The sequence below is a fragment of the Pseudomonas alkylphenolica genome, from assembly GCF_016009175.1.
Taxonomy (GTDB): domain Bacteria; phylum Pseudomonadota; class Gammaproteobacteria; order Pseudomonadales; family Pseudomonadaceae; genus Aquipseudomonas; species Aquipseudomonas alkylphenolica_B.
Map to the genome: position 1 here is coordinate 20,862 of NZ_JADUCM010000019.1, position 25,540 is coordinate 46,401.

At 60.3% G+C, this 25,540-nt stretch carries 24 protein-coding genes and 2 tRNA genes; 11 read left to right on the forward strand and 15 right to left on the reverse strand.

All coding sequences use genetic code 11. The annotated features are described in order from the left end of the window. The first annotated feature begins 37 nt into the window (after positions 1-37). The 4 genes from I5S59_RS16750 (at position 38) to recX (ending at position 2,442) form a co-directional block, all read left to right on the forward strand. A complete protein-coding gene (locus tag I5S59_RS16750; RefSeq protein WP_197877674.1) occupies positions 38-262 on the forward strand; it encodes a hypothetical protein in 225 nt (74 codons plus the stop codon). Positions 263-306: 44 nt separating this feature from the next. Further along, a complete protein-coding gene (locus I5S59_RS16755; protein ID WP_197877612.1) occupies positions 307-789 on the forward strand; it encodes a CinA family protein in 483 nt (160 codons plus the stop codon). A gap of 103 nt (positions 790-892) precedes the next feature. Further along, entirely contained in the window at positions 893-1,963 is a 1,071-nt protein-coding gene (gene recA / locus I5S59_RS16760; RefSeq protein ID WP_197877613.1) for a recombinase RecA, read from the forward strand. An 8-nt stretch (positions 1,964-1,971) separates the two neighbouring features. Then, positions 1,972-2,442, forward strand: a complete 471-nt coding sequence (gene recX, locus I5S59_RS16765; protein WP_197877614.1) for a recombination regulator RecX — start codon at positions 1,972-1,974, stop codon at positions 2,440-2,442. 10 nt (positions 2,443-2,452) lie between these two features. On the opposite strand, the gene I5S59_RS16770 is transcribed toward recX, so the two are convergent. After that, on the reverse strand, positions 2,453-3,571 hold the full coding sequence (locus tag I5S59_RS16770; RefSeq protein WP_197877615.1) for an LOG family protein: 1,119 nt from the start codon (positions 3,569-3,571) through the stop codon (positions 2,453-2,455). 394 nt (positions 3,572-3,965) lie between these two features. Between I5S59_RS16770 and I5S59_RS16775 the strand changes: the two genes are divergently transcribed. Continuing rightward, positions 3,966-4,166 carry a hypothetical protein gene (locus tag I5S59_RS16775; protein WP_197877616.1) on the forward strand — a complete coding sequence of 67 codons (201 nt, stop codon included), beginning with the start codon at positions 3,966-3,968 and terminating at the stop codon, positions 4,164-4,166. 2 nt (positions 4,167-4,168) lie between these two features. On the opposite strand, the gene I5S59_RS16780 is transcribed toward I5S59_RS16775, so the two are convergent. After that, on the reverse strand, positions 4,169-4,585 hold the full coding sequence (locus I5S59_RS16780; protein WP_197877617.1) for a quorum-sensing-regulated virulence factor family protein: 417 nt from the start codon (positions 4,583-4,585) through the stop codon (positions 4,169-4,171). A gap of 238 nt (positions 4,586-4,823) precedes the next feature. Between I5S59_RS16780 and I5S59_RS16785 the strand changes: the two genes are divergently transcribed. From I5S59_RS16785 to I5S59_RS16795, 3 genes are all read left to right on the forward strand, one after another. Then, entirely contained in the window at positions 4,824-5,534 is a 711-nt protein-coding gene (locus I5S59_RS16785) for a tRNA-uridine aminocarboxypropyltransferase (RefSeq protein ID WP_197877618.1), read from the forward strand. A 265-nt stretch (positions 5,535-5,799) separates the two neighbouring features. Next, positions 5,800-6,450: a response regulator transcription factor ErdR gene (gene erdR, locus I5S59_RS16790; RefSeq protein ID WP_197877619.1), complete on the forward strand. Its 651-nt coding sequence runs from the start codon at positions 5,800-5,802 to the stop codon at positions 6,448-6,450. 77 nt (positions 6,451-6,527) lie between these two features. After that, a complete protein-coding gene (locus I5S59_RS16795) occupies positions 6,528-6,893 on the forward strand; it encodes a diacylglycerol kinase (RefSeq protein WP_197877620.1) in 366 nt (121 codons plus the stop codon). Here I5S59_RS16795 and I5S59_RS16800 read toward each other — a convergent pair. Continuing rightward, entirely contained in the window at positions 6,890-7,816 is a 927-nt protein-coding gene (locus I5S59_RS16800) for a LysR family transcriptional regulator (RefSeq protein WP_197877621.1), read from the reverse strand. The genes I5S59_RS16795 and I5S59_RS16800 overlap by 4 nt on opposite strands. Before the next feature lie 119 nt (positions 7,817-7,935). Between I5S59_RS16800 and fpr the strand changes: the two genes are divergently transcribed. After that, on the forward strand, positions 7,936-8,715 hold the full coding sequence (gene fpr, locus I5S59_RS16805) for a ferredoxin-NADP reductase (protein ID WP_197877622.1): 780 nt from the start codon (positions 7,936-7,938) through the stop codon (positions 8,713-8,715). A 60-nt stretch (positions 8,716-8,775) separates the two neighbouring features. Here fpr and tsaA read toward each other — a convergent pair whose 3' ends face one another. From tsaA to rimO, 5 genes are all read right to left on the reverse strand, one after another. Next, complete coding sequence (gene tsaA / locus I5S59_RS16810; protein ID WP_197877623.1) at positions 8,776-9,471, reverse strand: tRNA (N6-threonylcarbamoyladenosine(37)-N6)-methyltransferase TrmO; 696 nt, start codon at positions 9,469-9,471, stop codon at positions 8,776-8,778. A gap of 7 nt (positions 9,472-9,478) precedes the next feature. After that, positions 9,479-9,940, reverse strand: a complete 462-nt coding sequence (locus I5S59_RS16815) for a DUF1456 family protein (RefSeq protein ID WP_197877624.1) — start codon at positions 9,938-9,940, stop codon at positions 9,479-9,481. 49 nt (positions 9,941-9,989) lie between these two features. Next, on the reverse strand, positions 9,990-10,700 hold the full coding sequence (locus tag I5S59_RS16820) for an rRNA pseudouridine synthase (RefSeq protein WP_197877625.1): 711 nt from the start codon (positions 10,698-10,700) through the stop codon (positions 9,990-9,992). Positions 10,701-10,830: 130 nt separating this feature from the next. After that, complete coding sequence (locus I5S59_RS16825; RefSeq protein ID WP_197877626.1) at positions 10,831-11,301, reverse strand: GNAT family N-acetyltransferase; 471 nt, start codon at positions 11,299-11,301, stop codon at positions 10,831-10,833. An 89-nt stretch (positions 11,302-11,390) separates the two neighbouring features. Next, positions 11,391-12,728, reverse strand: coding sequence for a 30S ribosomal protein S12 methylthiotransferase RimO (gene rimO / locus I5S59_RS16830; RefSeq protein ID WP_197877627.1), 1,338 nt, complete (start codon positions 12,726-12,728; stop codon positions 11,391-11,393). Between the two features lie 268 nt (positions 12,729-12,996). Between rimO and I5S59_RS16835 the strand changes: the two genes are divergently transcribed. Then, positions 12,997-14,895 (forward strand): potassium transporter Kup, encoded by a 1,899-nt coding sequence (locus tag I5S59_RS16835; protein WP_197877628.1) that lies wholly within the window; start codon positions 12,997-12,999, stop codon positions 14,893-14,895. An 18-nt stretch (positions 14,896-14,913) separates the two neighbouring features. Here the strand turns inward: I5S59_RS16835 and I5S59_RS16840 are convergent, their stop codons facing one another. From I5S59_RS16840 to I5S59_RS16855, 4 genes are all read right to left on the reverse strand, one after another. Continuing rightward, entirely contained in the window at positions 14,914-16,209 is a 1,296-nt protein-coding gene (locus tag I5S59_RS16840) for a virulence factor family protein (protein WP_197877629.1), read from the reverse strand. Then, positions 16,209-18,851, reverse strand: coding sequence for a bifunctional lysylphosphatidylglycerol flippase/synthetase MprF (gene mprF / locus I5S59_RS16845; RefSeq protein WP_197877630.1), 2,643 nt, complete (start codon positions 18,849-18,851; stop codon positions 16,209-16,211). The genes I5S59_RS16840 and mprF overlap by 1 nt, the downstream gene beginning before the upstream one ends. 216 nt (positions 18,852-19,067) lie before the next feature. Further along, positions 19,068-19,144, reverse strand: a tRNA-Met gene (locus tag I5S59_RS16850). A gap of 131 nt (positions 19,145-19,275) precedes the next feature. After that, positions 19,276-19,352, reverse strand: a tRNA-Met gene (locus I5S59_RS16855). Between the two features lie 223 nt (positions 19,353-19,575). Here I5S59_RS16855 and dinB point away from each other — a divergent pair. Further along, on the forward strand, positions 19,576-20,640 hold the full coding sequence (gene dinB / locus I5S59_RS16860) for a DNA polymerase IV (RefSeq protein ID WP_197877631.1): 1,065 nt from the start codon (positions 19,576-19,578) through the stop codon (positions 20,638-20,640). A gap of 49 nt (positions 20,641-20,689) precedes the next feature. Here the strand turns inward: dinB and I5S59_RS16865 are convergent, their stop codons facing one another. The 3 genes from I5S59_RS16865 to I5S59_RS16875 all read right to left on the reverse strand — a co-directional run bounded on the left by I5S59_RS16865 (position 20,690) and on the right by I5S59_RS16875 (position 24,855). After that, positions 20,690-21,643, reverse strand: a complete 954-nt coding sequence (locus I5S59_RS16865; protein WP_197877632.1) for a hypothetical protein — start codon at positions 21,641-21,643, stop codon at positions 20,690-20,692. Between the two features lie 19 nt (positions 21,644-21,662). Next, on the reverse strand, positions 21,663-23,378 hold the full coding sequence (locus I5S59_RS16870; RefSeq protein ID WP_197877633.1) for a proline--tRNA ligase: 1,716 nt from the start codon (positions 23,376-23,378) through the stop codon (positions 21,663-21,665). Positions 23,379-23,547: 169 nt separating this feature from the next. After that, the gene (locus tag I5S59_RS16875; protein ID WP_197877634.1) at positions 23,548-24,855 is read right to left on the reverse strand and encodes an OprD family porin; all 1,308 of its coding nucleotides are present in this window, start codon (positions 24,853-24,855) and stop codon (positions 23,548-23,550) included. Positions 24,856-25,540 lie beyond the last annotated feature (685 nt).

The following is a 25,540-nucleotide window of genomic DNA, read 5'->3' on the forward strand; positions in this document are numbered from 1 at the left end:
GTTGCGGGTGGCACTGCTGGTGACCCTCTTGTTGGTGATGGCCGCGGCAACCTGGCAGCTCCAGGCCTGGCGATACGGCCGGCAGTTGGCCGAGCAGGCAAATCTGCATGCTCAAGAACGCCAACAGAAGGCCGAAGCCACCACGCGCGCCCAACTTGACCCGGCGCATGCTCGGCGAATTGTCGCCATCACCGACGCGGGCGATCAGGGATTGATCGCGCTGCGCGCCTGTCAGGCGTATGTGCGGGCGTTACAGCGCTGAAGCAGCTGGTGTAGGGTAGGCGACAGTCTTTCAAGGAGCTTGTCATGGACCCGATCACTGCGCTTTCAGCCCGCCTGGGGGAACACCTGCGCCGCTTCAACGCCCAGGTGACCACGGCCGAATCCTGCACCGGCGGCGGTATCGCCGAAGCCATTACCCGGATTCCGGGCAGCTCGGCCTGGTTCGAGGCCGGGTATGTGACCTATTCCAATAAGCAGAAAACCCGCCAGCTGGCGGTACCCGAGACGCTGTTCGTTCAGGTTGGAGCGGTCAGCCAGGAGGTGGTCGAAGCCATGGTTCGCGGCGCCCAGATAGCCAGCGGGGCACGCTTTGCCGTGGCGGTCAGTGGCGTGGCCGGGCCCGACGGCGGTTCGCCGGCCAAACCGGTGGGCACGGTCTGGCTGGCCTGGGCTGATGGCAGCCATGTCAGCAGTGAGCGCAGGCACTTCGACGGTGACCGTGATGAGGTGCGCCGACAAACGGTAACCGCCGCGCTAGAGGGCTTGTTACAGCTTGGCGCAGAGTAAATCGCACATCGGGGGTAGGCGGGAAGAAAACCCTGTGGAATAATACTGGCTACTTATACAGGTGTTCTGGCCGTCAGGCCCTATCGATTACGTGAGGACTTCAATGGACGACAACAAGAAGCGCGCCTTGGCTGCGGCCCTGGGGCAAATCGAGCGTCAATTCGGTAAAGGCGCGGTCATGCGCATGGGCGACCACGAGCGTCAGGCGATTCCGGCCATTTCCACCGGCTCCCTGGGCCTGGACATTGCCCTGGGCATTGGCGGCCTGCCAAAAGGTCGTATTGTCGAGATCTACGGCCCTGAGTCGTCCGGTAAAACCACGCTGACCCTGTCGGTGATCGCCCAGGCTCAAAAAATGGGTGCAACCTGCGCCTTCGTCGACGCCGAACATGCGCTCGATCCGGAATACGCCGGCAAGCTGGGTGTCAACGTCGACGACCTGCTGGTCTCGCAGCCTGACACCGGCGAACAGGCACTGGAAATCACCGACATGCTGGTGCGCTCCAACGCCGTTGACGTGATCATCGTCGACTCCGTGGCCGCATTGGTACCCAAGGCTGAAATCGAAGGCGAAATGGGTGACATGCACGTGGGCCTGCAAGCCCGCCTGATGTCCCAGGCTCTGCGTAAAATCACCGGTAACATCAAGAACGCCAACTGCCTGGTGATCTTCATCAACCAGATCCGTATGAAGATCGGTGTGATGTTCGGCAGCCCGGAAACCACCACTGGTGGTAACGCGCTGAAGTTCTACGCGTCGGTCCGCCTGGACATCCGCCGTACCGGCGCGGTGAAGGAAGGCGACGAAGTAGTCGGCAGCGAAACCCGCGTCAAGATCGTCAAGAACAAGGTGGCTCCGCCTTTCCGTCAGGCTGAATTCCAGATTCTCTACGGCAAGGGTATCTACCGTAACGGTGAGATCATCGACCTCGGCGTGCTGCATGGCTTCCTGGAAAAATCCGGTGCCTGGTACAGCTACCAGGGCAGCAAAATCGGCCAGGGCAAGGCCAACTCGGCCAAGTTCCTTCAGGACAACCCGGAAATTGCCGCCACGCTCGAGAAGCAGATTCGCGACAAGCTGCTGAGCGCGGGTGCCGTTGACGCCGCGGCCAAAGCTGCAGCCGTCAATGCCGAGCCTGAAGACGATCTGGCCGACGCTGAAGCCGGCTACTGATCGCACCCATGTCCGCCGTACTCGACACCCCCGTCGCCGTAAGGCGGACAGCCATGGACCTGCTCGCTCGCCGCGAGCATGGTCGCGTAGAGCTGACGCGCAAATTGCGTCAGCGCGGCGCTCCCCCCGAATTGATTGACCAGGAACTCGACCGCTTGACGGAAGAGGGCTTGCTCAGCGAAGCCCGTTATCTGGAAAGCTTTATCAGCTATCGCTCGCGCTCTGGTTACGGCCCGGCGCGTATACGCGAAGAGCTGAGCCAGCGTGGCCTGCAACGCGGCGACATCGATCAGGCGCTGCGCGAGAGCGGGGTGGACTGGGCGAGTCAGCTGCAGGATGTCTGGCAGCGCAAGTTTTCTGGTCAGCTACCTACCGATCCGCGCAGCCGCGCCCAGCAAACCCGCTTTCTGGTCTACCGGGGCTTTTCCATGGAAATGGTCGGCCGCCTGTTGAGCGGCCGAGGGCTGGACGACTACTAGCGCACGCGCCTCAGGTGACCTTGAGTGCTTCGCGGGCACGTTGTGTCGTGTGCATCGGTTCGGGTTTGGCCCAGTTTTCCGACAGATTGATGAAGTCCACCAGTTCGCGCAGGCGCCCTTGATCACGTCCGTTGAAGGCGAAGGTCAGGCGCGTCAGGTGACTGAACCTGAGCTCATCATGGTGTTCGCCGGCATAGGCGTGCTGATGGTAATGACCGCTCAGCCGCAAGTCGGCAAAGCCCTCCTGCAGATCAAGTAACGCACCTTCGCTGAGCGGATGGTGCATGCGGATCACGAACTGGTTTTTCAGCCAGCGGCTGGAGTGGTAGTTGCTGTAGAACTGGTTGATTTCCTCCACGGCGTCTTCGGCGCTGTGCACCAAACGCAGCAGTTTCAGGTCGCTGGGCAGGATGTAGCGGTTCTCTTCCAGTTGCCGGGTAATGAAGTTCAGCGCGTCCTGCCAGAAGGTGCCCCCCGGAGAATCCAGCAGCACCACCGGCACCAGCGGGCTCTTGCCGGTCTGGATCAAGGTGAGTACTTCCAGTGCTTCGTCCAGCGTGCCAAAGCCTCCTGGGCATAGCACCAGGGCGTCGGCTTCCTTGACGAAGAACAACTTGCGAATGAAGAAAAAGTGAAACGGCAGCAATTTGTCGGTGCCATCCACCGTCGGGTTGGCGTGCTGTTCGAACGGCAGGGTGATGTTGAAACCCAGGCTGTGGTCAACGCCAGCGCCTTCGTGGGCGGCTGCCATGATGCCACCGCCGGCACCGGTGATGACCATCAGGTCGGAACGGGCCAGTGTTGCGCCAAGCTCACGCGCCAGCGCATACATGGGGTGTTCGAGTGGAGTGCGGGCCGAGCCGAAGACGGTGACTTTGCGGCGTCCTTTGTACTGTTCAAGGGTGCGGAAGGCATGGTCAAGTTCGCGCAGCGCCTGCAGGGTAATCTTGGCGTTCCAGCGGTTGCTGTCGTCCTCGGCCATGCGCAGGACGGTCAGCATCATGTCGCGATACAGCGGCAGGTTAGGGCTTTGCGGGGCAACCAGTTGCAGTTGCTCGTCCAGCTTGCTCAGATCGATTCCGTTACGGGTGAAGTGACTCGCTAGCAGTTCATTCGGTTGGTACGGCATTCAACGTCTCCTTCTGCAGCAAAACCTCTGACCGGGCCTGATGCGGCTTCCGGCCGCGACACTGCGTGTGTCGCTGGCTGCCATGGCTCGAGTGTACGCCTCGAGCGTTGCAGTAGACCTGCAAGGTCTTAGTGCAGTGATGATGGGCTCTTTGTAATTGTCGCTCGGCCGTGCATGCAAGGCGTCGGCGGGCATCCCCCTGTGCGAGCCCTGAAACGGGCGGGCGCTTGCTATCAATCTAGACCCTGGCGGCTGTTTATGCTGAAACGATCTTCGTTGAACCCAACAATCGCGAAGGTCCGCAGTAGACCGCTCGTCAGCCGGGATCCAGGCCAGGTGAGGGTCTGGTTAACTGGAGGCCTGAGCGATTGTCGCGGTGCAGGGAGGCTGTCACATGCAACGGCTTAATCTGGAGCTCGATGCTCAGCTGTTTGAGTTACTCGAGCGATCGGCCCAGGCCAATCACCTGAGCCTTGAAGAGGAGTGCCTGCGTCGCTTGGGGGGAGGAGAGCGGCACTCACGTTATGTCCAGGCCCTGGTGGCCGAACTGCGCGCCGATGAAAAACAGCGACGCGATAGCGAGCAGGTGGCCTAGGCTTACTTGCTTAGCTTAATGCCGCAACTCTTGGCATCGAACGCCTGCTCGCTGACTGGGCGGTTCGTCTTGTACTCGGTGAAGCGGTAGGTCAGCACTGCGCCTTTGGCCATCAACTGACGGTAACCGGAATTCTTGCAGACGCTGTCACCCAATTGGCTGCGCACCCGGTTTGGGTCAGCCTTCATTTTTTCAGCGTGGCTTGGAAGTACGCTCAGGTGATTGATCAGCTGCTTGCCTTCAACGGTGTAACCCTGGTCGAGGATGTCTTCGTTGATCGCACGCGGTGTACCTACACTGCTCTCGGTGGCAACTTTTTGCAGCATCTGGCTCAGCTCGTATTCCTGCTTGGAGGCTGCGTTGGCGGCCAGGGGCAGAGCGAGCAACAGGCTCAGGGACGGGGCGATGAAGCGCAGCATGAATTTCTCCTGGGTCGGTAACTGGCGATTGGACCGGCAACACGGCACGGTGTTCCGCCACGTACGTCGTTGCGGTGCCAGCGGGTAGCATCAGGGGGACGATTATAGGGGAGACGGCGCTGTGGCTGCACGGCAAATACCGTAAGTGCGTAAGCTGTCTCTGATAAACTGACCGGGTTTTCACGTCTTGCTGAGTCCGTGCAGTGCCATCCTTCCTTTACCGCCTAAGACTGCTGCCATGAACCATGCTGTTTCGCGCCTGCGGGCCGAGCGCCTGGCGCGCAGTGTCAAACCCTTCGTTGCCCGCGGATCCCGGGCGCCACGCTGCCCGCAGTGTCGCGTTATCTTCAGCCATTGCCTGTGTGCCTGGCGTCCACAGGTGCCAGCCGATTCGGCCATGTGCCTGCTGATGCACGACACCGAGCCATTGAAGCCGAGCAATACCGGCTGGCTGATTGCCGACCTGATTGCCGACACCTCGGCATTTGGCTGGCAGCGCACCTCGGTCGATGAAACTTTGCTGGCCTTGCTCGATCAGCCTCACTGGCAGCCGTACATTGTGTTTCCCGGTGAGTTTGTCGCTCCGCAACGGGTGGTCAGTGAAGTGGTCCGCGAGCCTGGCAAGCGGCCCTTGTTCATCCTTCTGGATGCAACCTGGACCGAGGCGCGCAAGATGTTTCGCAAGAGCCCGTACCTGGATCGCTTCCCCGTACTCAGCCTGCAGCCCGAGCAATTGTCACGTTATCGACTGCGCCGTTCCAAGCGCGACGATCACTTCTGCACCGCCGAAGTGGCCGCCATGTGCCTCGAACTTGCCGGCGATCAGCGTGCTGCCGAGGCGCTGGACGCCTATCTGGATGTGTTCAGCACCCACTACCTCAGCGCCAAGCACCAGTGGCCGCTGGATGAACAGGATACAGTGCATCAGCGTTTGCACACCTTCCTATAGTCCAAGGGGCAGCCAGCGCACATTGGTTCATAATAGATAGCCAGGACGTCCAGATCGTGCCTGCCGTGACCGGGTAATCAACTTGACCACCCGGTTCTGGCTCGGCATCCTTGGCGCCGGTTCAGGCATATCCAGGGCTTGAAACACTATTTTTCTGGCCTTGAAGTGCCTTTTGGGTGGCTGACACTGCTGTCAGCACCTTGAGTTGCCCGCCAGGCGCCCCTTCTTCCTCCCCGCGCCTGCACAGAACAGGATCATTAGATCGATGGCCACGTACGAAATCCTGATAGCCGATGACCACCCGCTGTTTCGCAGTGCCCTGCGCCAGGCCGTTACGCTGGGGCTTGGCCCAGACGTTCGCCTGGTAGAAGTCGCCAGTATTGCCGAACTGGAGACCCGTCTTGCCGAGAAGGCTGACTGGGACCTGGTGTTGCTGGATCTGAACATGCCGGGCGCCTATGGCTTTTCCGGCCTGGTCCTGCTACGTGGCCAATACCCGCAGATTCCGGTGGTGATGGTGTCGGCTCAGGAAGAGGCCGCAGTGGTGGTGAAATCGCGCGAATTCGGTGCCAGCGGTTTCATACCCAAGTCGAGCTCCCTTGAAGTCATTCAGGATGCGGTGAAGAAGGTGCTCGACGGTGACGTCTGGTGGCCGCCACAAGCCTTCGAAAAAGTCGACGTGTCAGCGGAAGCCAAGGCTGCCAGTGAGGGCTTGGCCAGCCTCACGCCTCAGCAGTTCCGGGTACTGACCATGGTCTGTGAAGGCTTGCTGAACAAACAGATCGCCTATGAGCTGAATGTCTCGGAAGCGACCATCAAGGCCCATGTTACGGCGATTTTCCGCAAGCTTGGTGTGCGTACGCGAACCCAGGCCGCGCTGTTGCTGCAACAGTTGGAATCAGTTCCAGCGAGCTGAGGGCCTGGCCTTCACGCTTTTTTGACTGTGCCTACATTAGGCTGCAGCGCATTTTTCAGTGGACGAAGTGATCTTCTATGTCATCGCCTTTCAAGGGCCAGACCGGCCTTAAACGTATTTTCAACGCCGCAGGCTATTCGTTTGACGGTCTGCGAGCAGCTTTTACCGGTGAAGCCGCGTTCCGTCAGTTGGTGCTGCTCAATGTCGTGCTGATCCCGGTGGCGTTCTGGCTGGATGTCAGCCGCGCCGAGCGCGCCATTCTGATTGCCGTGTGCCTGTTGGGCCTTATCGTCGAGTTGCTCAATTCGGCTGTCGAGGCGGCAATTGACCGGATCTCCCTGGACCGCCACCCCCTGTCGAAAAACGCCAAGGACATGGGCAGCGCTGCCCAGTTCGTGGCGTTGTCGATGGTGGCGGTGATCTGGGCGGTGATTCTGCTCTAGGCAATGTTGGGCAGGACGATTTCGTCACTGCGTTGCACGCCGGCGGTAAAGCTGCGGCACAACTCGAGGAACTCTCGCATGGCTGAAGTCTGGTACTTCTGTTTGTGCCAGATGAAGTAAAACTGCCGGGCGAGATCAAGCTCGGGTGTTTCTACCGCCACAAGGCTGCCGCGGCGAAAGGCGTCGCGCAATGCCAGGCGTGAGATACAGCCGATACCCAGCCCGGACTCCACCGCGCGTTTGATCGCTTCGGTGTGTTCAAGCTCCAGGCGAATGTTCAGGTGTGAGCGGTGATGGCGCATGGCCTGATCGAAGGTCAGGCGTGTGCCTGAACCCTGTTCGCGCAGAATCCAGGCCTCTTGGGTCAACTCTTCCAGGCTGGCCTGGCCACGCCTGGCCAGTGGATGTTGCGGGGCGCAAAACACCACCAGTTCATCTTCAACCCAGGGTTGCACTTCAAGGTCCGGATGATTGCAGTCGCCTTCGATTAGACCCAGATCAATTTCATAGTGGGCCACCTGTTGCACTATATGCGCAGTGTTCTGCACATGGAGCTTGACCTGACTCTCCGGGTGGATCTGCATGAAACTGCCGATCAGCAGGGTAGCCAGGTAGTTGCCGATGGTCAGTGTGGCACCCACCGCCAATGAGCCGAAACCGGACTTGCCGTTGAGCAGGTCTTCGATTTCCTTGGCCTGGTCGAGCAGTGCCACCGCTTGTGGTAGTAGCTGATGGCCCAAAGCGTTGAGGCTCAGGCGTTTACCCGCGCGGTCGAACAACTGACAGCTCGATTGGCGCTCAAGTTCGGTGATCGATGTACTGGCGGCCGACTGCGATAGCGCCAGTATGCCAGCGGCTCGCGAGACGCTTTGGTACTGGGCTACGGCAACGAACACCTGGAGCTGACGAAGTGTAAATCGCATATCTATATAACCGATAAGACATATCTTGATAATTCATTTAACAGATATTGTCGCTCGCACTAAACTATCGCGCAATCGCGCTCTAGGTTAGCGCTGCGTTTTATTTCAGGAGCCCGTACATGAGCAACATGAACCACGAACGTGTCCTCAGTGTTCACCACTGGAATGACACCCTGTTCAGCTTCAAGTGCACCCGTGATCCGGGGCTGCGCTTCGAGAACGGTCAGTTCGTGATGATCGGCCTGCAACAGGAAAACGGCCGCCCGCTCATGCGTGCCTACTCGATCGCCAGCCCGAACTGGGAAGAGCATCTGGAGTTCTTCAGCATCAAGGTGCCGGACGGCCCGCTGACCTCCCAGTTGCAGCACCTGAAGGAAGGCGATGAGATCATCATCAGCAAGAAGCCTACCGGTACGCTGGTGCTGGACGACCTGAACCCGGGCAAACACCTGTACCTGCTCAGCACCGGTACTGGCCTGGCGCCGTTCATGAGCGTCATCCAGGACCCGGAAACCTACGAGCGCTTCGAAAAAGTGATCCTGGTTCACGGTGTCCGCTACGTAAACGAAGTGGCCTACCGCGAATTCATCACCGAGCACCTGCCGCAGAACGAGTTCTTTGGCGAGGCGCTGCGTGAGAAGTTGATCTACTACCCGACCGTTACCCGTGAACCGTTCGAGAATCAGGGCCGTCTGACCGACCTGATGCGCAGCGGCAAACTGTTCAGCGACATCGGCCTGCCACCGATCAACCCGCAGGACGACCGTGCGATGATCTGCGGTAGCCCGAGCATGCTCGACGAAACCAGTGAAGTGCTCGACAGCTTCGGCCTGAAAATCTCGGCCCGTATGCGTGAGCCAGGTGACTACCTGATCGAACGTGCATTCGTCGAGAAGTAAGCAGCGCTGAACACAAAAAAGCAGGCCTTGGCCTGCTTTTTTTATGCCCGAACCCAATCCCTACAGGTCTGCCACCACTTCCAGCACCCGGATCCGATCCCGCTGAGGGTAGTGCCAGCGCACCTGTACATCCCAGAACTTCACCCCGTACACACGCTCGGGTGGTGGTACCTGGTAAGCCGGGCGCGGGTCTTGGGCCAGGCACTGCTCGATCAACTCCGTGAGGGGCTCTCCGAGGCGCAGCGCGTGTTCGTGGGCCTGCTGCAAGGCACCATCGCCCCAGGCGACCGGAATCGGTGCTGGCGGCGCGCTGGCCATCTGGTTGGTTGCGCTGCTGACCGCGTCGGCATAGGGCACATAGGGCTTGATGTCGATCACCGGCGTGCCATCGAGCAGGTCGATACCCGACAGTATCAGCCGGCCCGGCTCTATCTTCTCCAGGCGCACCACCGATTGGCCAATGCCGTTGGGGCGGTGGGTCGCACGGGTGGCGAACACGCCCATGGAGGTGTTGCCGCCCAGGCGTGGCGGGCGCACTTTGAGCCGCGGCTTGTCTTCCAGTGCCTGGTGGAACAGGAACAGCAGCCAGACATGGCTGACCTGCTCGAGCCCCGCCACCGCATCAGCGCTGTCGAACGGCGGCGTCAGTTCCAGCACGCCCCGGGCGGCAGGCGCCAGTTGCGGCTGGCGCGGGATCGCGAACTTTTCCTTGAAGCAGGAGCGGACGAAGCCGATCGGCGTGACACTGTAGTTCATCGCCGGCTCAGCCACGAACCCGCAGGGTCAGGCCCTTGAGGAAGTTGCGCAGCAGCTGGTCGCCGCAAGGGCGGTAGTTGTTGTGGCCGACTTTACGGAACAGGGCGCTGAGTTCCGGCTTGGAGACCGGGAAGTCGGCAGCCTTGAGAATCGCGTGCAGGTCGTCTTCCTTCAGTTCGAAGGCCACACGCAGCTTCTTCATGATGATGTTGTTGGTCACCGGCAGTTCGATCGGCAGCGGCGGGCGGCTGTCGTCCTTGCCACGCTTGAAGATCACCAGGCCGTCAAGAAAGTGCGCAATGACTTCGTCGGGGCAGCGCTCGAAGCCTTCTTCGTCTTCTTTCTTGAGGTAGGCGACGATATCGTTTTTGGCGACCTCATAACCGCCGAGCTTGATGATATCGGAGAGCTTGGCGTCGTTGACGTCGAGCAGGTAGCGCAGGCTACGCAGCACATCGTTGTGAATCATGGTGAAAATCCTGTTCGGGAGGCGCAGCCCGGTTGGCGGCGCCTTGTTGCTAGAATCTTTCGCTGGTGGCCAGGTAGCGCCATTGGCCCAGGGGCAGCTTGCTCATCGATACGCCACCGAGGCGAATCCGGCGCATGCTCAGCGGGGTCACCCCGACGCTGCTGCACAGCAGGGCGATCAGGCCGGGCTGCGGATTTTTCAGGACCATGCGCAAGCGCGTTTCGTTCTGCCAGCTGGCCTTGATCTTCGGCAGCTCGTTGCCTTTCCAGATGAAGCCGCGGTTCAGCCGCTCCAGGCCGTGGGCGATCATGTCGCCGCTGACTTCAACCACGTATTCCTGCTCAAGCTTGGCCAGGTCGGCGTTGAGTTTGCGGGTAACCCGCCAGTCCTGGGTGAACACCTGCAAACCGCTGGCGCCCTGTTGCAAGGGGGCCACGCAGCTCAGGCGGGCGAAGTGGCCCTTGAGCGGGCGACGGCCCTCGCTGTGGGCTTCGGACAGGCTGGCAGCGGTGATGCTGTTGCAGGCGCTGTCGAGGTCTTGCCCGGCCGGCTGGTGAAGCAGCAGCGTGACCGGTTCCAGGGCCTCGGCGCGGGCGCCGCCCTGCAGTTCAACCTTCTGTTCGGTGACCTTGAATTGCGGCTCGTCGATGACCGTGCCGTCGACGGTGACCCAGCCGCCCTCGATGTACAGCTCGGCCTCCCGTCGGGAACAACCGACCAGTTCAATAAGGCGTTTGGAAAGACGAGTGGGTTCAGACATGACGACAGCCGTAGACGCAGGGAAAGGTTGTCATTGTAACCGCCTGGGCGGTCTCAGGTCCGGCAACATTCGGCCCCGGGGCAATTATTCTGCGATTTCGCTACATTTCAGAAGGAACTGACGTTATCTGTCAGCCGATCTGCGCTGCTTTTGTCTGAATAAGCCTCAGGTGCAGTAAAGGGTAAGGCTGGCCCATGCCGTCTGTTTCCGAGCGGCCGACTACTTCGAAGCCTTGGCGCAGGTAAAACCCCAGCGCCTGTGCATTCTGCTCGTTGACATCCAGCTGAACGGCGTTGAGTTCTTCGATGGCGTAATGCAAAAGCCTTGTGCCCAGCCCCTGGCCACGTACTGCCGGGTCGATGAAGAGCATCTCGACCCTGCCGGCTGCGACGCCGGCAAAGCCGGTTATGCGCTGCCTGGCGTCCTTGCAGCAAATCAGCATGACGGCATCCAGGTAGTGGCTCAGCAGCAGCTCGCGCAACAGGCTGATGTAGCTGTCGGGCAAGAAATCATGGGTGGCACGCACCGACGCCTCCCAGACCTGCGCCAGCTCTGGATAGTCGCTGAAACTGGGGGTTTGTACGCCATTGTGCCTGTACATCGTTCTGCTCTCCCTGGGCAACAGAGAAACGATAGTTGCAAAAAAAAGCCCCGCCAGGGCAGGCGGGGCTATTTTTCAGCGGGGACCGATCAGATCGGTTCGGCCCACATGTCGTACTCGTCGGCGTCGGTGACACGGCAGCGTACGGTGTCACCCGGCTTGAAGCCGTGGTTGCCATCGATGAAGACGTTACCGTCGATTTCCGGCGCGTCGAAGTAGCTGCGGCCAACCGAGCCTTCTTCTTCCACTTCATCGATCAGCACGTCGATTTCACGGCCGATGCGCAGTTGCAGGCGGGCGCTGCTGATCGCTTGCTGGTGGGCCATGAAGCGGTCCCAGCGGTCTTGCTTGACGTCGTCTGGCACTACGTCAAGCGCCAGGTCGTTGGCCGGAGCGCCTTCGACCGGGGAGTACTGGAAGCAGCCGACGCGGTCGAGCTGAGCTTCGGTCAGCCAGTCGAGCAGGTACTGGAAGTCCTCTTCGGTCTCGCCCGGGAAGCCGACAATGAAGGTGGAGCGGATGATCAGTTCCGGGCACTGCTCGCGCCACTGCTTGATACGCGCCAGGGTGCGGTCTTCGAACGCCGGGCGTTTCATCGACTTGAGCACTTTCGGGCTGGCGTGCTGGAACGGAATGTCCAGGTACGGCAGGATCTTGCCGGCCGCCATCAGCGGGATCACGTCATCGACGTTCGGGTAAGGGTAGACGTAGTGCAGGCGTACCCAGGCACCCAGGCTGCTCAGCGCTTCACACAGCTCGAGCATGCGCGTCTTGACCGGACGACCGTTCCAGAAATCGGTCTTGTACTTGACGTCGACACCGTAGGCGCTGGTGTCCTGGGAGATCACCAGGATCTCCTTGACGCCAGCCTTGACCAGGCGCTCAGCCTCGCTGAGCACGTCGCCCACCGGACGGCTGACCAGCTTGCCACGCATCGACGGAATGATGCAGAAGCTGCAGCTGTGGTTGCAGCCCTCGGAAATCTTCAGGTACGCGTAGTGGCGCGGGGTCAGCTTGATGCCTTGCGGTGGTACCAGGTCGATCAGCGGGTTGTGATCCTGGCGCGGCGGTACCACTTCGTGCACGGCGTTGACCACCTGCTCGTACTGCTGCGGGCCGGTAACGGCCAGCACGCTCGGGTGCACGTCACGGATATTGCCTTCTTCGACACCCATGCAGCCGGTGACGATGACCTTGCCGTTTTCCTTGATGGCTTCGCCGATCACTTCCAGGGACTCGGCCTTGGCGCTGTCGATGAAGCCACAGGTGTTGACCACCACCACATCGGCATCCTGATAGGTGGGCACGACTTCATAGCCTTCCATGCGCAGCTGGGTCAGGATGCGCTCGGAATCGACCAGGGCTTTGGGGCAACCCAGGGAAACGAAGCCGACCTTGGGCGTGGTGGGCGTAGGGGTGGTGGACATGACTAACCTCGGTATTGAAGAGCTTGCCGGGCGGACGGCCGGGCAACCTTTGGCGGGCGTTGGGAGCGCCTCTGATCAAAAAGTGCGCAATTCTAGCGAGCGCAATGTCACTTGACCAGCAGAAAAGCGACGAACGCTCAGCTATGCTTCGCGGCGATATGCCTGCATTTCTATCGAATCCCCGTCACAGCAGTGGTGAGGTAGTGGAAATCATAGTGACTGGCGTGAATTTAACCGACCCCAAGGGTCTTGGTTGCGGGAGTGACGGATGGTTCAGGCAAGCAGTCAGGCGGACTCCGGGCAGTCAGTGGCGAAATCGGCGAGTTTGCTGGTGGCGGCAGTCGGGGTGGTGTTCGGTGATATCGGAACCAGTCCGTTGTACACCCTCAAGGAAGTGTTCTCCGGCGGTTATGGCGTACCGGTCAACCATGACGGGGTGCTGGGTATCCTGGCGCTGATCCTCTGGTCGTTGATCTGGGTGGTGTCGATCAAGTACGTGGTGTTCATCCTGCGTGCCGACAACCAGGGCGAGGGTGGCACCATGGCCCTTACCGCGCTGGCACGTCGCGCTTCGGCGCCTTATCCCAAGCTGCGCTCGATGATGGTGGTGTGCGGCCTGATCGGTGCTGCGCTGTTTTATGGTGACAGCATGATCACCCCGGCGATCTCCGTGCTGTCGGCGGTCGAGGGCATGGAGCTGGCCTTCGAGGGTATTGACCATTGGGTAGTGCCGGTGGCCCTGGTGGTGCTGGTGGGGTTGTTTCTGATTCAGAAACACGGGACCGCACGGATCGGCATTCTCTTCGGGCCAGTGATGGTCACCTGGTTCGTGGTGCTGGGTGCACTGGGCGTGCACGGCATTTCCCAGAGCCCGGAAGTACTCAAAGCGTTCAACCCGGTCTGGGCCGTGCGCTTTTTCATCGTCCACCCGGGCATGGGCGTGGCGATTCTCGGTGCGGTGGTGCTGGCCTTGACCGGCGCCGAAGCGTTGTATGCCGACATGGGCCATTTTGGCCGCAAGCCGATCGCCCGGGCCTGGTTTCTTCTGGTATTGCCTGCGTTGGTGCTGAACTACTTCGGTCAGGGCGCCATGCTCCTGCAAAACCCCGAAGCTGCGCGCAACCCGTTCTATCTACTGGCGCCGGGCTGGGCCTTGATCCCGTTGGTCGGGCTTTCTACGCTGGCCACGGTGATTGCCTCGCAGGCGGTGATCTCCGGTGCGTTCTCCCTCACACGCCAGGCCATCCAGCTTGGTTACGTGCCGCGCATGCAAATTCAGCACACCTCAAGTGATGAGCAGGGGCAGATCTACATCGGCGCAGTGAACTGGGCGTTGATGGTCGGGGTGATCTTGCTGGTGCTCGGTTTCGAGTCGTCCGGGGCGCTGGCCTCGGCCTATGGCGTGGCGGTGACGGGCACGATGCTGATGACCACCTTCCTGGTGTCCACCGTCATGCTGCTGTTGTGGAAGTGGCCGCCCGTGCTGGCCGTGCCGGTGTTGCTCGGCTTTCTGTTTGTAGACGGCCTGTTCTTTGCCGCCAACGTACCGAAGATTGTGCAGGGCGGGGCCTTTCCGGTGCTCGCGGGGATTGCACTGTTTGTGCTGATGACCACCTGGAAGCGCGGCAAGCAGATTCTGGTTGAACGCCTGGACGAAGGCAGCTTGCCGTTGCCGCTGTTCATCAGCAGCATTCGTGTGCAGCCTCCACACCGGGTGGAAGGGACCGCCGTGTTCCTGACCGCGCGTCAGGATGCCGTTCCCCATGCCTTGTTGCACAACATGTTGCATAACCAGGTGCTGCATAACCAGGTGGTACTGTTGACGGTGATCAGTGAGGACATGCCCCGTGTGCCGGCACAACAACAGTTTGAAATCGAAGCCTATGGTGAAGGGTTTTATCGTGTGTTGCTGCACTTTGGCTTCATGGACGAGCCTGATGTACCTGCGGCACTGAAGTTGTGCCACCTGGACGGGGTCGATTTCAGCCCGATGCGCACCACCTTCTTCCTCAGCCGCGAGACAGTGATTCCTTCGCGGCTGGTAGGCATGTCGCGTTGGCGCGCGGTGCTGTTCGCGTTCCTGTTGAAGAACGCCAACGGCACCTTGCGGTTCTTCAACCTGCCACTGAATCGGGTGATCGAGCTGGGAACGCAAGTTGAAATATAAGTAGCAGACAGGCGCGCTTCAATTCTGCTCGGCAACGCTGGTCTTGCCCTGGCGACTCTCGATATCGCCGATCAGGCGCTTGGCCAGTGCCGGGTAGTTTTCGTCGAAGTGGTGGCCGCCGGGCAGCTTCAGGCGTTCACCTACGGCAGTATGGTCGGTGCAGCCGCTCTCGTCGGCTTCTTCCTCGCCATAGATGCATATCACTTTCGCCGCTGGCAGCTTGGCCATTTCCGGCCCGGTAGGTGCTTCCTTGCCGGCATTGCCCAGCCAGCCTTCGACTTCGATCTCAAAACTGCCACTGCGGGCAAACGCCAGCAGTATCACCGCATCGATGCGTTTCTGATCTTCCGCCGGAAGGCGGTTGTAGATGGCCGGCAGCACATCGGCACCGAAGGAGTAGCCGGTCAGCACGAAACGCTTGGTGCCCCATTTCTGACGGTAGTGCTGCATCAGTTCCGACAGGTCGATGGCGCTCTGTTCGGGCGTTTTGTGCTGCCAGTAGTAGCGCAAGGTGTCGATGCCGACCACTGGATAGCCCAGCTTGGCCATCTCGCCGGCGACATCGCGGTCGAGGTCGCGCCAGCCGCCATCGCCAGACAGGAACAGGGTTACGGTGTCGGTGGTCTGGCCGGCGGGCACTTCCACCACCGGGATGCTCATGGCGTTGCCATCTTCACCTACCAGGGCCTGGGTCAGCTGCGCCTTGAGCACCTGTGGCAGGTGGATGTCGTAGTCGCTGATGCTGGTTTCGGCATTGGGCTGGTCACGCACGAAGGCTGCGCTGGCATCGTCTGGGTTGTCGTTCCAGGCCACGCTCCAGTGGCCGTGGGCCGCTGATTTGGGCAGTGCAGTGTTACAGCCAGGCTGCTCGATATTGAAGTCGACCGAAATGGCCTGGGCCTTATCGTCGTTCTGGTTGGCCAGCCAAGCCCAGGCCTGGGCCGCGCCCGGGCCGATACCGGCAACCAGCGTGGCCGGGCCCTGCAACTGTTGCAGGGCCTGTTGCACAGACGTTTGCTGCAAGGTGCAGTCGGCGGGCGGCAGGATCACCTGAACCATTTGCGCCTGGCCGCTTTGGCTCAGGTTCAGCAGTTGCTTGTCGGTGAGGGCCTGATCCTGTGGGACGGCAATGGCAACCCTGGCTTTGGCGTGCACACCTGGGGTAACCCGCGTCAGGCTGCTGCCATCGCCGAGGGTCAGGTGTTCAAGGCTCGGCTCGGGCGCCGGGCGGGTCCAGAGCCAGAAAACCGCTGCGGCGGCCAGCAAGCCCGCGGCCAATATGGCCAGAAGGTACAACCAGTAACGTCGAATCATCAGCGTTTCACCAATCCGGTCAGGCCGCCAGCAATCAGGGCGGCAGTATCGGCCAGTGCCACCAGCGGATCGAGTCCGGCAGGCACGGCCATATAACGAGGTTCCCAGTCAGGCTGGAATTTGTCCTTGAAGCGGCGCAGTCCCTGAAAGTTGTAGAGCTGTTCACCGCGCTGGAACACCATCGAGCCCAGGCGTTGGGTCAGCGGTGCACCACGGCGAGGTTGCAGGCCCGAAAGCGGCACCATGCCGAGGCTGAAGCGCGCGTAGTCATGACGCTTATAGTGTTGGATCAGGCCAACCATCATGAATTCCATGGTCAGCTTCGGCGCCTGCGGGTGTGCGCGCATCAAGTCGAGGCTCGCCAGTTCGCGGCTATGGGTTTCCAGCAGGTTGGCAAACGCCACCGGGCGACCCTCGAAACGGATCAGGGCGATACGAAAATGCTGCAGGTATTCGGGGCTGAAGCGGCCCAGGGAAAAGCCTTTCTCGCGCACATTCTTGCCGGTCAACCACGCGTCGGAGATGGCTTTGAGCTCTTCAAGGGGCGCTTGTCCCGGTTCGTGTACTTCCAGGCTCAGGCCATCCCGGCTGCCACGGTTCCATGTGTAACGCAGGTCTTTCATTTCCTTGCCCTTGGCGTCCAGGTCAAAGCGCTTGAGGTCGACTCGCGCCTCTTCGCCCAGTTTGATCGCGGTCAGGCCGATGTCCATATAAAAAGGCAAGTTCTCGGCTCGTACCTGGTAGAACACCGGGCGGGCGTGGTGTACGTCGCACAGGTCGCGGAACTGCCAGATCATTTCGGCGCGCTTGTAAGCCGGCCCGATGGGGTCGTACAGGGCGACCAGGCTGCGGCCGCGCCGTGCATACATGAGAAAGGCATCGTCGTCGCTGTGAAACAGCAGGGCCTTGTCGCCGGTTAACGCCAGGCCGCCATCCGGTTGGTCGGAGGCTTGCAGAATGCGGTTGGCACGCTGTAACTCTTCCGCGTTGGGCAGGTGAATGACCGGGCGGGCGGTGCGTAGCAACCACGTCAGGGAGATCACCACCAGCAGTACCGCGCTGCCCAGAAGAGAGCGCAGGCCTCGGGGGGCATCGGCATCCAGGGTGAATTGCCACCACAGTTGATGACTGTAGGGCACATCCTGGTAGGCAAACAGCAACAGCCAGATGGAGGCTCCCAATACACAGGCACTTGCGGCCAGATAGACCGGGGAGAAAGGCAGCTCCAGCAGGCGGCTGGGGCGGTAGAACGAGCGGCGGAACAGGGCCAGCAGGCAGGCGGTCAGCGTCAGGATGCTGGCCTCCTCCCAGTCAAAGCCCTTGAGCAGCGAGAGCAGGGCGCCTACCAGCAGCAATACCGTGGTCAGCATCCAGGCGGCGGACAGGCGCCGGCGAAGGCCTTGCGCGAGCAGCAGGCACAGTACGCCGATCAGGCTTGCGCCGAAATGCGAGGCGTCGATAAGTCGATGGGGAATCAGGAAGCCCAGGTGTTCGAGGCGTTCATCGATCTCCGGGGTGGCACCGGAAAACAGCAAGACGACACCGGAAAGAAATACCAGCACTGCCAGTACCGGAGCGGCAAGGCCGGATGCTGCCTTGATGGCCTGGCGAGTGAGCAGAAAACGCCTGGCTTCGCTGGCCAGCAGTAACGCACAGGCCAGCAACAGCGGCAGCACCACGTAGATCAGGCGGTACAGCACCAGGGCTGCAGCCAGCGGTGCGGCACCCAGTTGATCGGCGAAGGCCGCCAGCAGAATGGCCTCGAATACCCCGACACCACCCGGCACATGACTCAACACCCCTGCTGCCAGAGCCAGCAGGTATACCAGCAGGAATGCACCGAAGGGTGGTGCCTCCGGCAGCAGCAGATACAGCACGGTTGCCGCTGCTGCGACATCCAGGGCAGTGATCAGCAATTGCAGAAGCGTCAGGCGAGCACCCGGCAGGCGCAGGGTTCTGCGGCCGACGCGCACCAGCAGGTTGTCGGCCTGGGGCTGTTCCGGCAAGCGCCGCCGGTACAGGCCGTACGCCAGAAGCGCAGTCAGTCCCAGTACAGCCAGAGCGACTCCTGCCAATAACGTTTCGGGAAGATGCAGGGCAGTGGCGGCTGCGGGCAGATTGCTCAAGGTGGCGAGGGCAGCCAGAGGCGGCAGCGCACAGCCCAGTGACAGGCTGGCGAACAGGGTCATGCGCGCGACTTCGGCGGCGCCGACACCTTGACGTGCATAGAGCCGATAGCGCACCGAGCCGCCCGAAAGCAGTGACAGGCCGATGGCATTACCAATAGCGAAGGCGCTGAACCCACCCATGACCAATGCCTGTGGTGGTAACTGGACGCCAGCGTAACGACTGGCCGACCATTCGTACCCGAGCAGAATGACAAAGCCGGCAACGGTTGCCAGCAGCGCCCCGCCCAAGGCTGCGGGTGGCACGCTGAGTAGCGAGTCGTGCAGGGCATAGATGTCCAGCTCGCTGAGCAGGTGACGGCAGGCGATCAGGGCGATGGTGAACAGCAAAAGGGTTACTGCCAGGCCAATGGGCTGGCGATAGCGGCTCAAGCGGTCGAGCCAGCGTAAATGCTGGGCGGCGTTGGGCAGGGCAGTAGTAACAGGTGCTTCGGATTCAGGCGTCTGGCTGCGCATCAAATACCTCGCGGATGGTGCACGCCAGGAGGAACGTATCCAGCCAAGGTACCAATCCCTATGGAAAGTAGTAGCGGCTATGATCGGGCCGCTGCCTGCCTAGAGGATAGTTAAAGATAATTTATTTTGCCGGCAGGCCGGAGGGGAAAGCGGGGAGAGGGTTGAATCGCAGATGCAAAAAAGGCCACTTTTTTCAAAGTGGCCTTTTCTGTTGTATGGTTGCGGGAGCCGGATTTGAACCGACGACCTTCGGGTTATGAGCCCGACGAGCTACCAGACTGCTCCATCCCGCGTCTGATGTGGCGGATTCTACAGCCTTTGACCAGGCTGTCAACCTTAATCGTTGATTTACAATAAATTTCTGCCAGGCCATTTTTTTCAGGCAAAGAAAAAGGCCACTCCGAAGAGTGGCCTTTCCTTAATCTGGTTGCGGGAGCCGGATTTGAACCGACGACCTTCGGGTTATGAGCCCGACGAGCTACCAGGCTGCTCCATCCCGCGCCTGTGAGATGAGATTCTACAGTTATGCGCTGGGGTGTCAAGCGTTCATTTGAAGAAATCCTTTTTTCTTCAAATGCTTAGCGCTCTCACTTGGGAACTGAAGGCAGACTGGCCGGGGATCCTGGCTTGTCGGCGTGTATGTTTATCCAGTATTCAAGGTGCCAAGGTGATGCGGGAGTGAGATACTGCCCACACGATCTTCTACCTTTACCTATAGCTGCCGATGTCCCAGCGCAAAATCATTCATATCGACTGTGACTGTTTCTACGCCGCCATTGAAATGCGCGACGACCCGCGCCTGGCTGGGCGACCGCTGGCAGTGGGGGGCTCGGCTGAGCGGCGCGGCGTGATTGCGACCTGCAACTATGAGGCGCGGGCCTACGGCGTGCGCTCGGCGATGTCGTCCCGGCACGCGCTTAACCTGTGCCCCGATCTGTTGATCGTAAAGCCACGCATGGATGCTTATAAAGAAGCATCCCGGGAAATTCACACCATCTTTCGCGACTACACCGAGCTGATCGAGCCGTTGTCGCTGGATGAGGCCTACCTGGATGTCTCGGACAGTTCCTGGTTTGCCGGCAGTGCGACACGAATTGCGGCCGATATCCGTCGGCGGGTTGCCCAACAACTGCACATCACAGTATCGGCCGGGGTGGCGCCCAACAAGTTTCTGGCCAAAATCGCCAGCGACTGGCGCAAACCCAATGGCCTGTTTGTCATCACCCCTGACGAAGTCGAGGCGTTCGTGGCGGCGCTGCCTGTCAGCAAACTGCACGGCGTGGGTAAAGTGACGGCAGACAAACTGGGACGCCTGGGGATCAGCAGTTGCCTGGACCTGCGCGACTGGAGTCACGTGGCACTGGCGCGTGAATTCGGCAGTTTCGGTGAGCGGCTGTGGGGGCTGTCGCGCGGTATCGACGATCGGGCGGTGCACAATGACAGTCGTCGGCAGTCGGTCAGCGTGGAAAACACCTACGACACGGACCTTCCGGACCTGGCCAGTTGCCTGGCGAAATTGCCTGAACTCATGGAAACCCTGGCCGCGCGCATGGCGCGAATCGACGACAGCTACCGGCCGGGCAAACCTTTCGTCAAAGTGAAGTTCCATGATTTCACCCAGACCACCCTGGAACAGTCCGGGGCCGGTCGTGACCTGGGCAGCTACCAGTTGCTGCTCAGTCAGGCGTTCGCCCGCGGAGGAAAGCCGGTAAGGCTGCTGGGCATTGGCGTGCGATTACAGGATTTACGCAGCGGCCATGAGCAACTGGAGTTGTTCGGGCGCGATTGAATGAAAAAACGCCAGCAAGCTGGCGTTTTTTCAAGGCAGGGCAGGAGAATCAGTGCACGCCAGGGTCAGCGGCCAGGCGGCCGGCATCCTTGTTCAGTGCCTGGAGAAACTCCTGTTGCAGCTCTGGGTCATTGCGCGTGAGCTCGATCAGGCTCTGCTCCAGTTCGCTGGCTTCCTCTTCCATGCCCAGTTCGGCCAGGCGCTTGACCCGATGCACCCACTGGCTGACGTCGTCATCCTCGAGGTCATCGAAAATCAGGTCGTGAGCCTCCACCAGCTTGCCGCGCAGGGCACTGCTGATGAGCAGGCTGGCGTCACCACGCACGGTGTTGTCTTCGTCGGCCACCTGCAGGTGCAGGGTGCCGATGTGCGTCAGGTTCTGCTCGGAGAACGGGCTGTCGAGCAGGTTCAGGTGCAGAACGCCGTTACGGTCAGTGGTCAGCGTGTGGTTGACCTTGCCGGCTTTTACTTCAACCGGACGGTCGCTCCACGGCAGGCTGGTGTATTCCTGGCGTTTATCTTTCTGCACCTCGGTGATGCCGGCAAGGTTCTGCTGGGATCGGCCATTGGATTGCGCATTCATGAACGGGTTGAGGCCATCGATGCCGTAGCTGAACCAGTCATGGGTGACGCTTTCGGGCAGATTGCCCAAGGCGAAGATGTTGACCACGTTGGCGCCAACGCCGGCGACCACTGCCACCGCACCCAGCGGAATCTCGTAGATTTCCCGCCAGGGCTGGTAGGGCGTGTAGCGGTCGTAGCGACGAGTCACTTCGAATTCGGTTACTTCGAAGTTCTTTTGCTCTTGAATGCGCACACGCCGCTGGGGCAGCTCGAGTACCTTGGGGTCCCCGACATCGATCTGCAGGCTGTGTTCGAGCAGCTTGCGCTCGATGCGTTCCTCATGCTCGCTGCGCTGGGACATCTGGTTGGCGCAGCCGCTGAGCAACAGGGCGCCGCACAGTGCGGCGCCCCCTTGGGTTAAGGTACTTCGCTTGAACATGATTACTCTTGTTTGACTATCAGCGACGAATACGGGCCTGCAGGAACGACAGGACATCGGCTACCGGCAAGGACTGGGCTTCGCTTTCGGTACGTTGTTTGTACTCCAGCTTGCCTTCGGCCAGGCCGCGATCGCTGACGACGATGCGGTGCGGGATACCAATCAGCTCCATGTCGGCGAACTTGATGCCGGGGCTGGTCTTCTTGTCGCGGTCGTCCAGCAGGACTTCGAAACCTGCCGCGGTCAATTCGGCGTACAGCTTGTCAGTGGCCTGACGGACTTCCTCGGTTTCATAACGCAGAGGCACCAGAGCGATCTGGAACGGTGCCAGGGCGTCACTCCAGATAATGCCCTTGTCGTCGTAGTTCTGCTCGATGGCGGCGGCTACCACGCGGGAAACGCCGATGCCGTAGCAACCCATGCTCAGGGTTACCGGCTTGCCGTTTTCACCCAGTACCTGGCACTTGAGCGCCTCGCTGTACTTGGTGCCGAGCTGGAAGATATGGCCGACTTCGATGCCGCGCTTGATCACCAGGGTGCCCTGGCCATCCGGGCTCGGGTCGCCCTCTACGACGTTGCGCAGGTCGGCGACCTGTGGAACCGGCAGGTCACGTTCCCAGTTGACGCCGAAGTAGTGCTTGTCATCGATGTTGGCACCGATGCCGAAATCGCTCATCAGTGCGACCGAGCGGTCGATGATGCAAGGCAGCGGCAGGTTCAGCGGGCCGAGAGAGCCTGCGCCGGCGCCGATGGCATCGCGCAGCTCTTCGTCACTGGCCATGACCAGTGGGCTCGCGACTTCTGCCAGGTTGGCAGCCTTGATCTCGTTCAGTTCGTGGTCGCCACGAACGATCAGGGCAATCAGCTTGCCTTCTTCGGCAGCGTGGACAATCAGGGTCTTGACGGTCTTTTCGATCGCCAGGCCGTAGTTTTCTACCAGCTGGGTGATGGTCTTGGCGTCCGGGGTGTCGACCAGACGCAGCTCTTCAGTTGGCGCCGGGCGCACGGTTTCCCGTGGAATGGCCTCGGCCTTTTCAATGTTGGCGGCGTAGTCGGAGCTGTCGCTGAAGATCACATCGTCTTCACCAGAGTCGGCCAACACATGGAATTCGTGGGAGTAACTGCCACCGATAGAGCCGGTGTCTGCCTGCACTGGGCGGAAGTCCAGGCCCAGGCGGGTAAAGATGTTGCTGTACGCCAGGTGCATGCGGTCGTAGGTTTCCTGCAGGGAAGCCTGGTCGGCATGGAAGGAGTAGGCGTCCTTCATGATGAACTCGCGGCCACGCATCAGGCCGAAGCGCGGACGGATCTCGTCACGGAACTTGGTCTGGATCTGGTACATGTTCAATGGCAGCTGTTTATAGCTGTTGAGCTCGTTGCGCGCGAGGTCGGTGATCACTTCTTCGTGGGTCGGGCCCACACAGAAGTCACGACCATGGCGGTCTTTCAGTCGCAGCAGCTCAGGGCCGTACTGTTCCCAGCGGCCGGACTCCTGCCACAGCTCGGCGGGCTGGATGCTTGGCATCAGCACTTCCAGGGCGCCAGCGGCATTCATTTCCTCGCGGACCACGGTTTCAACCTTGCGCATCACCCGAAGGCCCATCGGCAGCCAGGTATAAAGGCCGGAAGCGAGCTTGCGGATCATGCCGGCGCGCAGCATGAGCTGGTGGCTGATGACGACTGCGTCGGACGGGGTTTCTTTCTGGGTAGCGAGCAAATATTGACTGGTGCGCATGGTAGGCCGTTGTCGGTTGCTTAAGACTTTAAATGACCCCGCATTGTACGGGGGCGATTCGATGGCGTACAGGATGCCGGAGCGTGAAGCCGTTGTCAGCCCGAATCGAGACAAGAAAAAGCCCGGCAGTGCCGGGCTTTTTGTGCTGGGAGTACTGAAAGCCCGGGGCTTACAGGATGCTCAGCGGGTATTCCACGATCAGACGCAGTTCGTCGATCGATGGCGAACCGTAGTAAACGCCGTCGCCGGAACGGTAGGTCGCTTGACGAACGCGCAGGCTCAGGTCCTTGGCAGGGCCTTCTTGCAGCACGTACTTCACGTCGATGTCGCGTTCCCATTCCTTGCCGTCGTCGGTGGTACGGGTCTTGGCGTCGGTACCTTTGACATAGCGGGTCATGAAGGTCAGGCCTGGAACGCCGAACTCGGCGAAGTTCAGGTCGTAACGTGCCTGGTAGGACTTCTCGTCTTCGGCGTTGAAGTCGGAACGGGCGATGGAGTTGGCCAGGAAGATGGAGCCGCCGCCGTCGATGCCGTAGGCATAGTCGCCGTCGCCGCTCAGCGCCTGATAGGCCAAGGTGAAGGTGTGAGCGCCAATGTTGTAAGCGCCCGACAGGCTGAACGCGGTGTTGTCCAGTTCGCCGCCGAAGGTGCGGTAGGCACCGGTGCGGTTCTCGCCCTGGGACTTGGTGTCATAGATGTTGAAGTCGAACACCAGGCCCTGGTTGTCGTTGATCGGCAGCGCCCAGTTGATGTTGCCGTACCACTTGCGGAAGTGATCTTCGACGTGGGAGTAGTAAACGCTGGTGGTCAGGTTGTCGGTGAAGCCGTAGGTGCCACCGATGACGTCAGCCTGGGTCAGGCCAGGGTTTTTGTTACGGTCATCGTCCAGGCCACCGATGCTGTCGTGGTACGACTGAGACTGGGCGTTCAGCGCGGTGAAGTGACCGGCGTTCAGTTCAAGGCCTTTGATTTCCTTGCTGGTCAGCAAGAAGCCTTCAACGGTTTCAGGCAACAGACGGCTGTCGTCGGTGGCCAGGACCGGCATAGCGGTGAACTGGGTGCCGTATTTGAGTACGGTGTCGGAGATGCGCATCTTGACCGCGCCGCCGCCTTCAGAGAAGGAGTCTTCGGAGCGACCGTCGGCGCCAGATGGGAACTGGCCAGTACCGGCGCGACCTTTGCCGCTGTCCAGTTTCAGGCCGAGCATGCCGATGGCGTCAACGCCGAAGCCTACGGTGCCTTGGGTGAAGCCGGACTCGTAAGTACCGAGGAAGCCCAGGCCGGTTTCTTCAACGCGGCTTTGATCATCGTGGTCTACGTTACGGAAGTCGCGGCTGAAATACAGCATGCGGGTTTTAACATCGAGCTTGCTGTCTTCGAGAAACCCTTTGGACTCATCTTGAGACGAGGCCATTGCCATTTGCGAGGTGCCGGCGGCAACAGCCAGGGCGAGAACGCTCCACTTCATCACGCGCATCGTGATTTGCTCCTTTGGTTTTTAGGAAGAGTACTGCCGTCGTCGATTGGTTTTTTTATACGACGCGGCTCTTTCTTTTTGTGTCGGCGGAAATGTATATCACGCAGACTGTTGTTGGCGATATGGGGGAGTAGATCCTTTCGGTAACTTTACGGCCATGTCGCTAACGGTTAAATCCCTGTCGCAAATCACGTCCCGGTTTTATGCGGGTCGTACAACGCCAGCGCTGTTCTGTGCGGCTTAAGGGTAGGTAAAAAAAATCTAACCCCGACACGCCGAACTCCCTGGTTCACCCATGCAGCTGTGTTATTTGTCGCGCTTCACCGCAATGCAGGTGTCGTGCCGACTGTGGCAGAGGAGGATGCAACAAGCGTGCACAAACGCTAGACCAGTTCACGAATTTTTCACGCTGGAGCCGATGAAAGGCGCAAAACACCGTAAATCCGGGGGGCTAAGATCCATTGGTTTGCGCAGACAGGTTGTTTGGGAATAAAGGTAGAAACTGTCTTTACGGTCAAATCGTTACCGTGCAACCGCTCTGCTGGGTAGTTTCCGGATGTTTACGGGGCCGCCTGTGGTTGGCAAGCCTCATTTTGGTGCGAAAAGTAGCGTTTCATTCTCCCGCAGGTTGTTACCTGCTCGTTTAGCGGAAACACCACTGTAGAAGTAGCCAAAACGGTGCGTT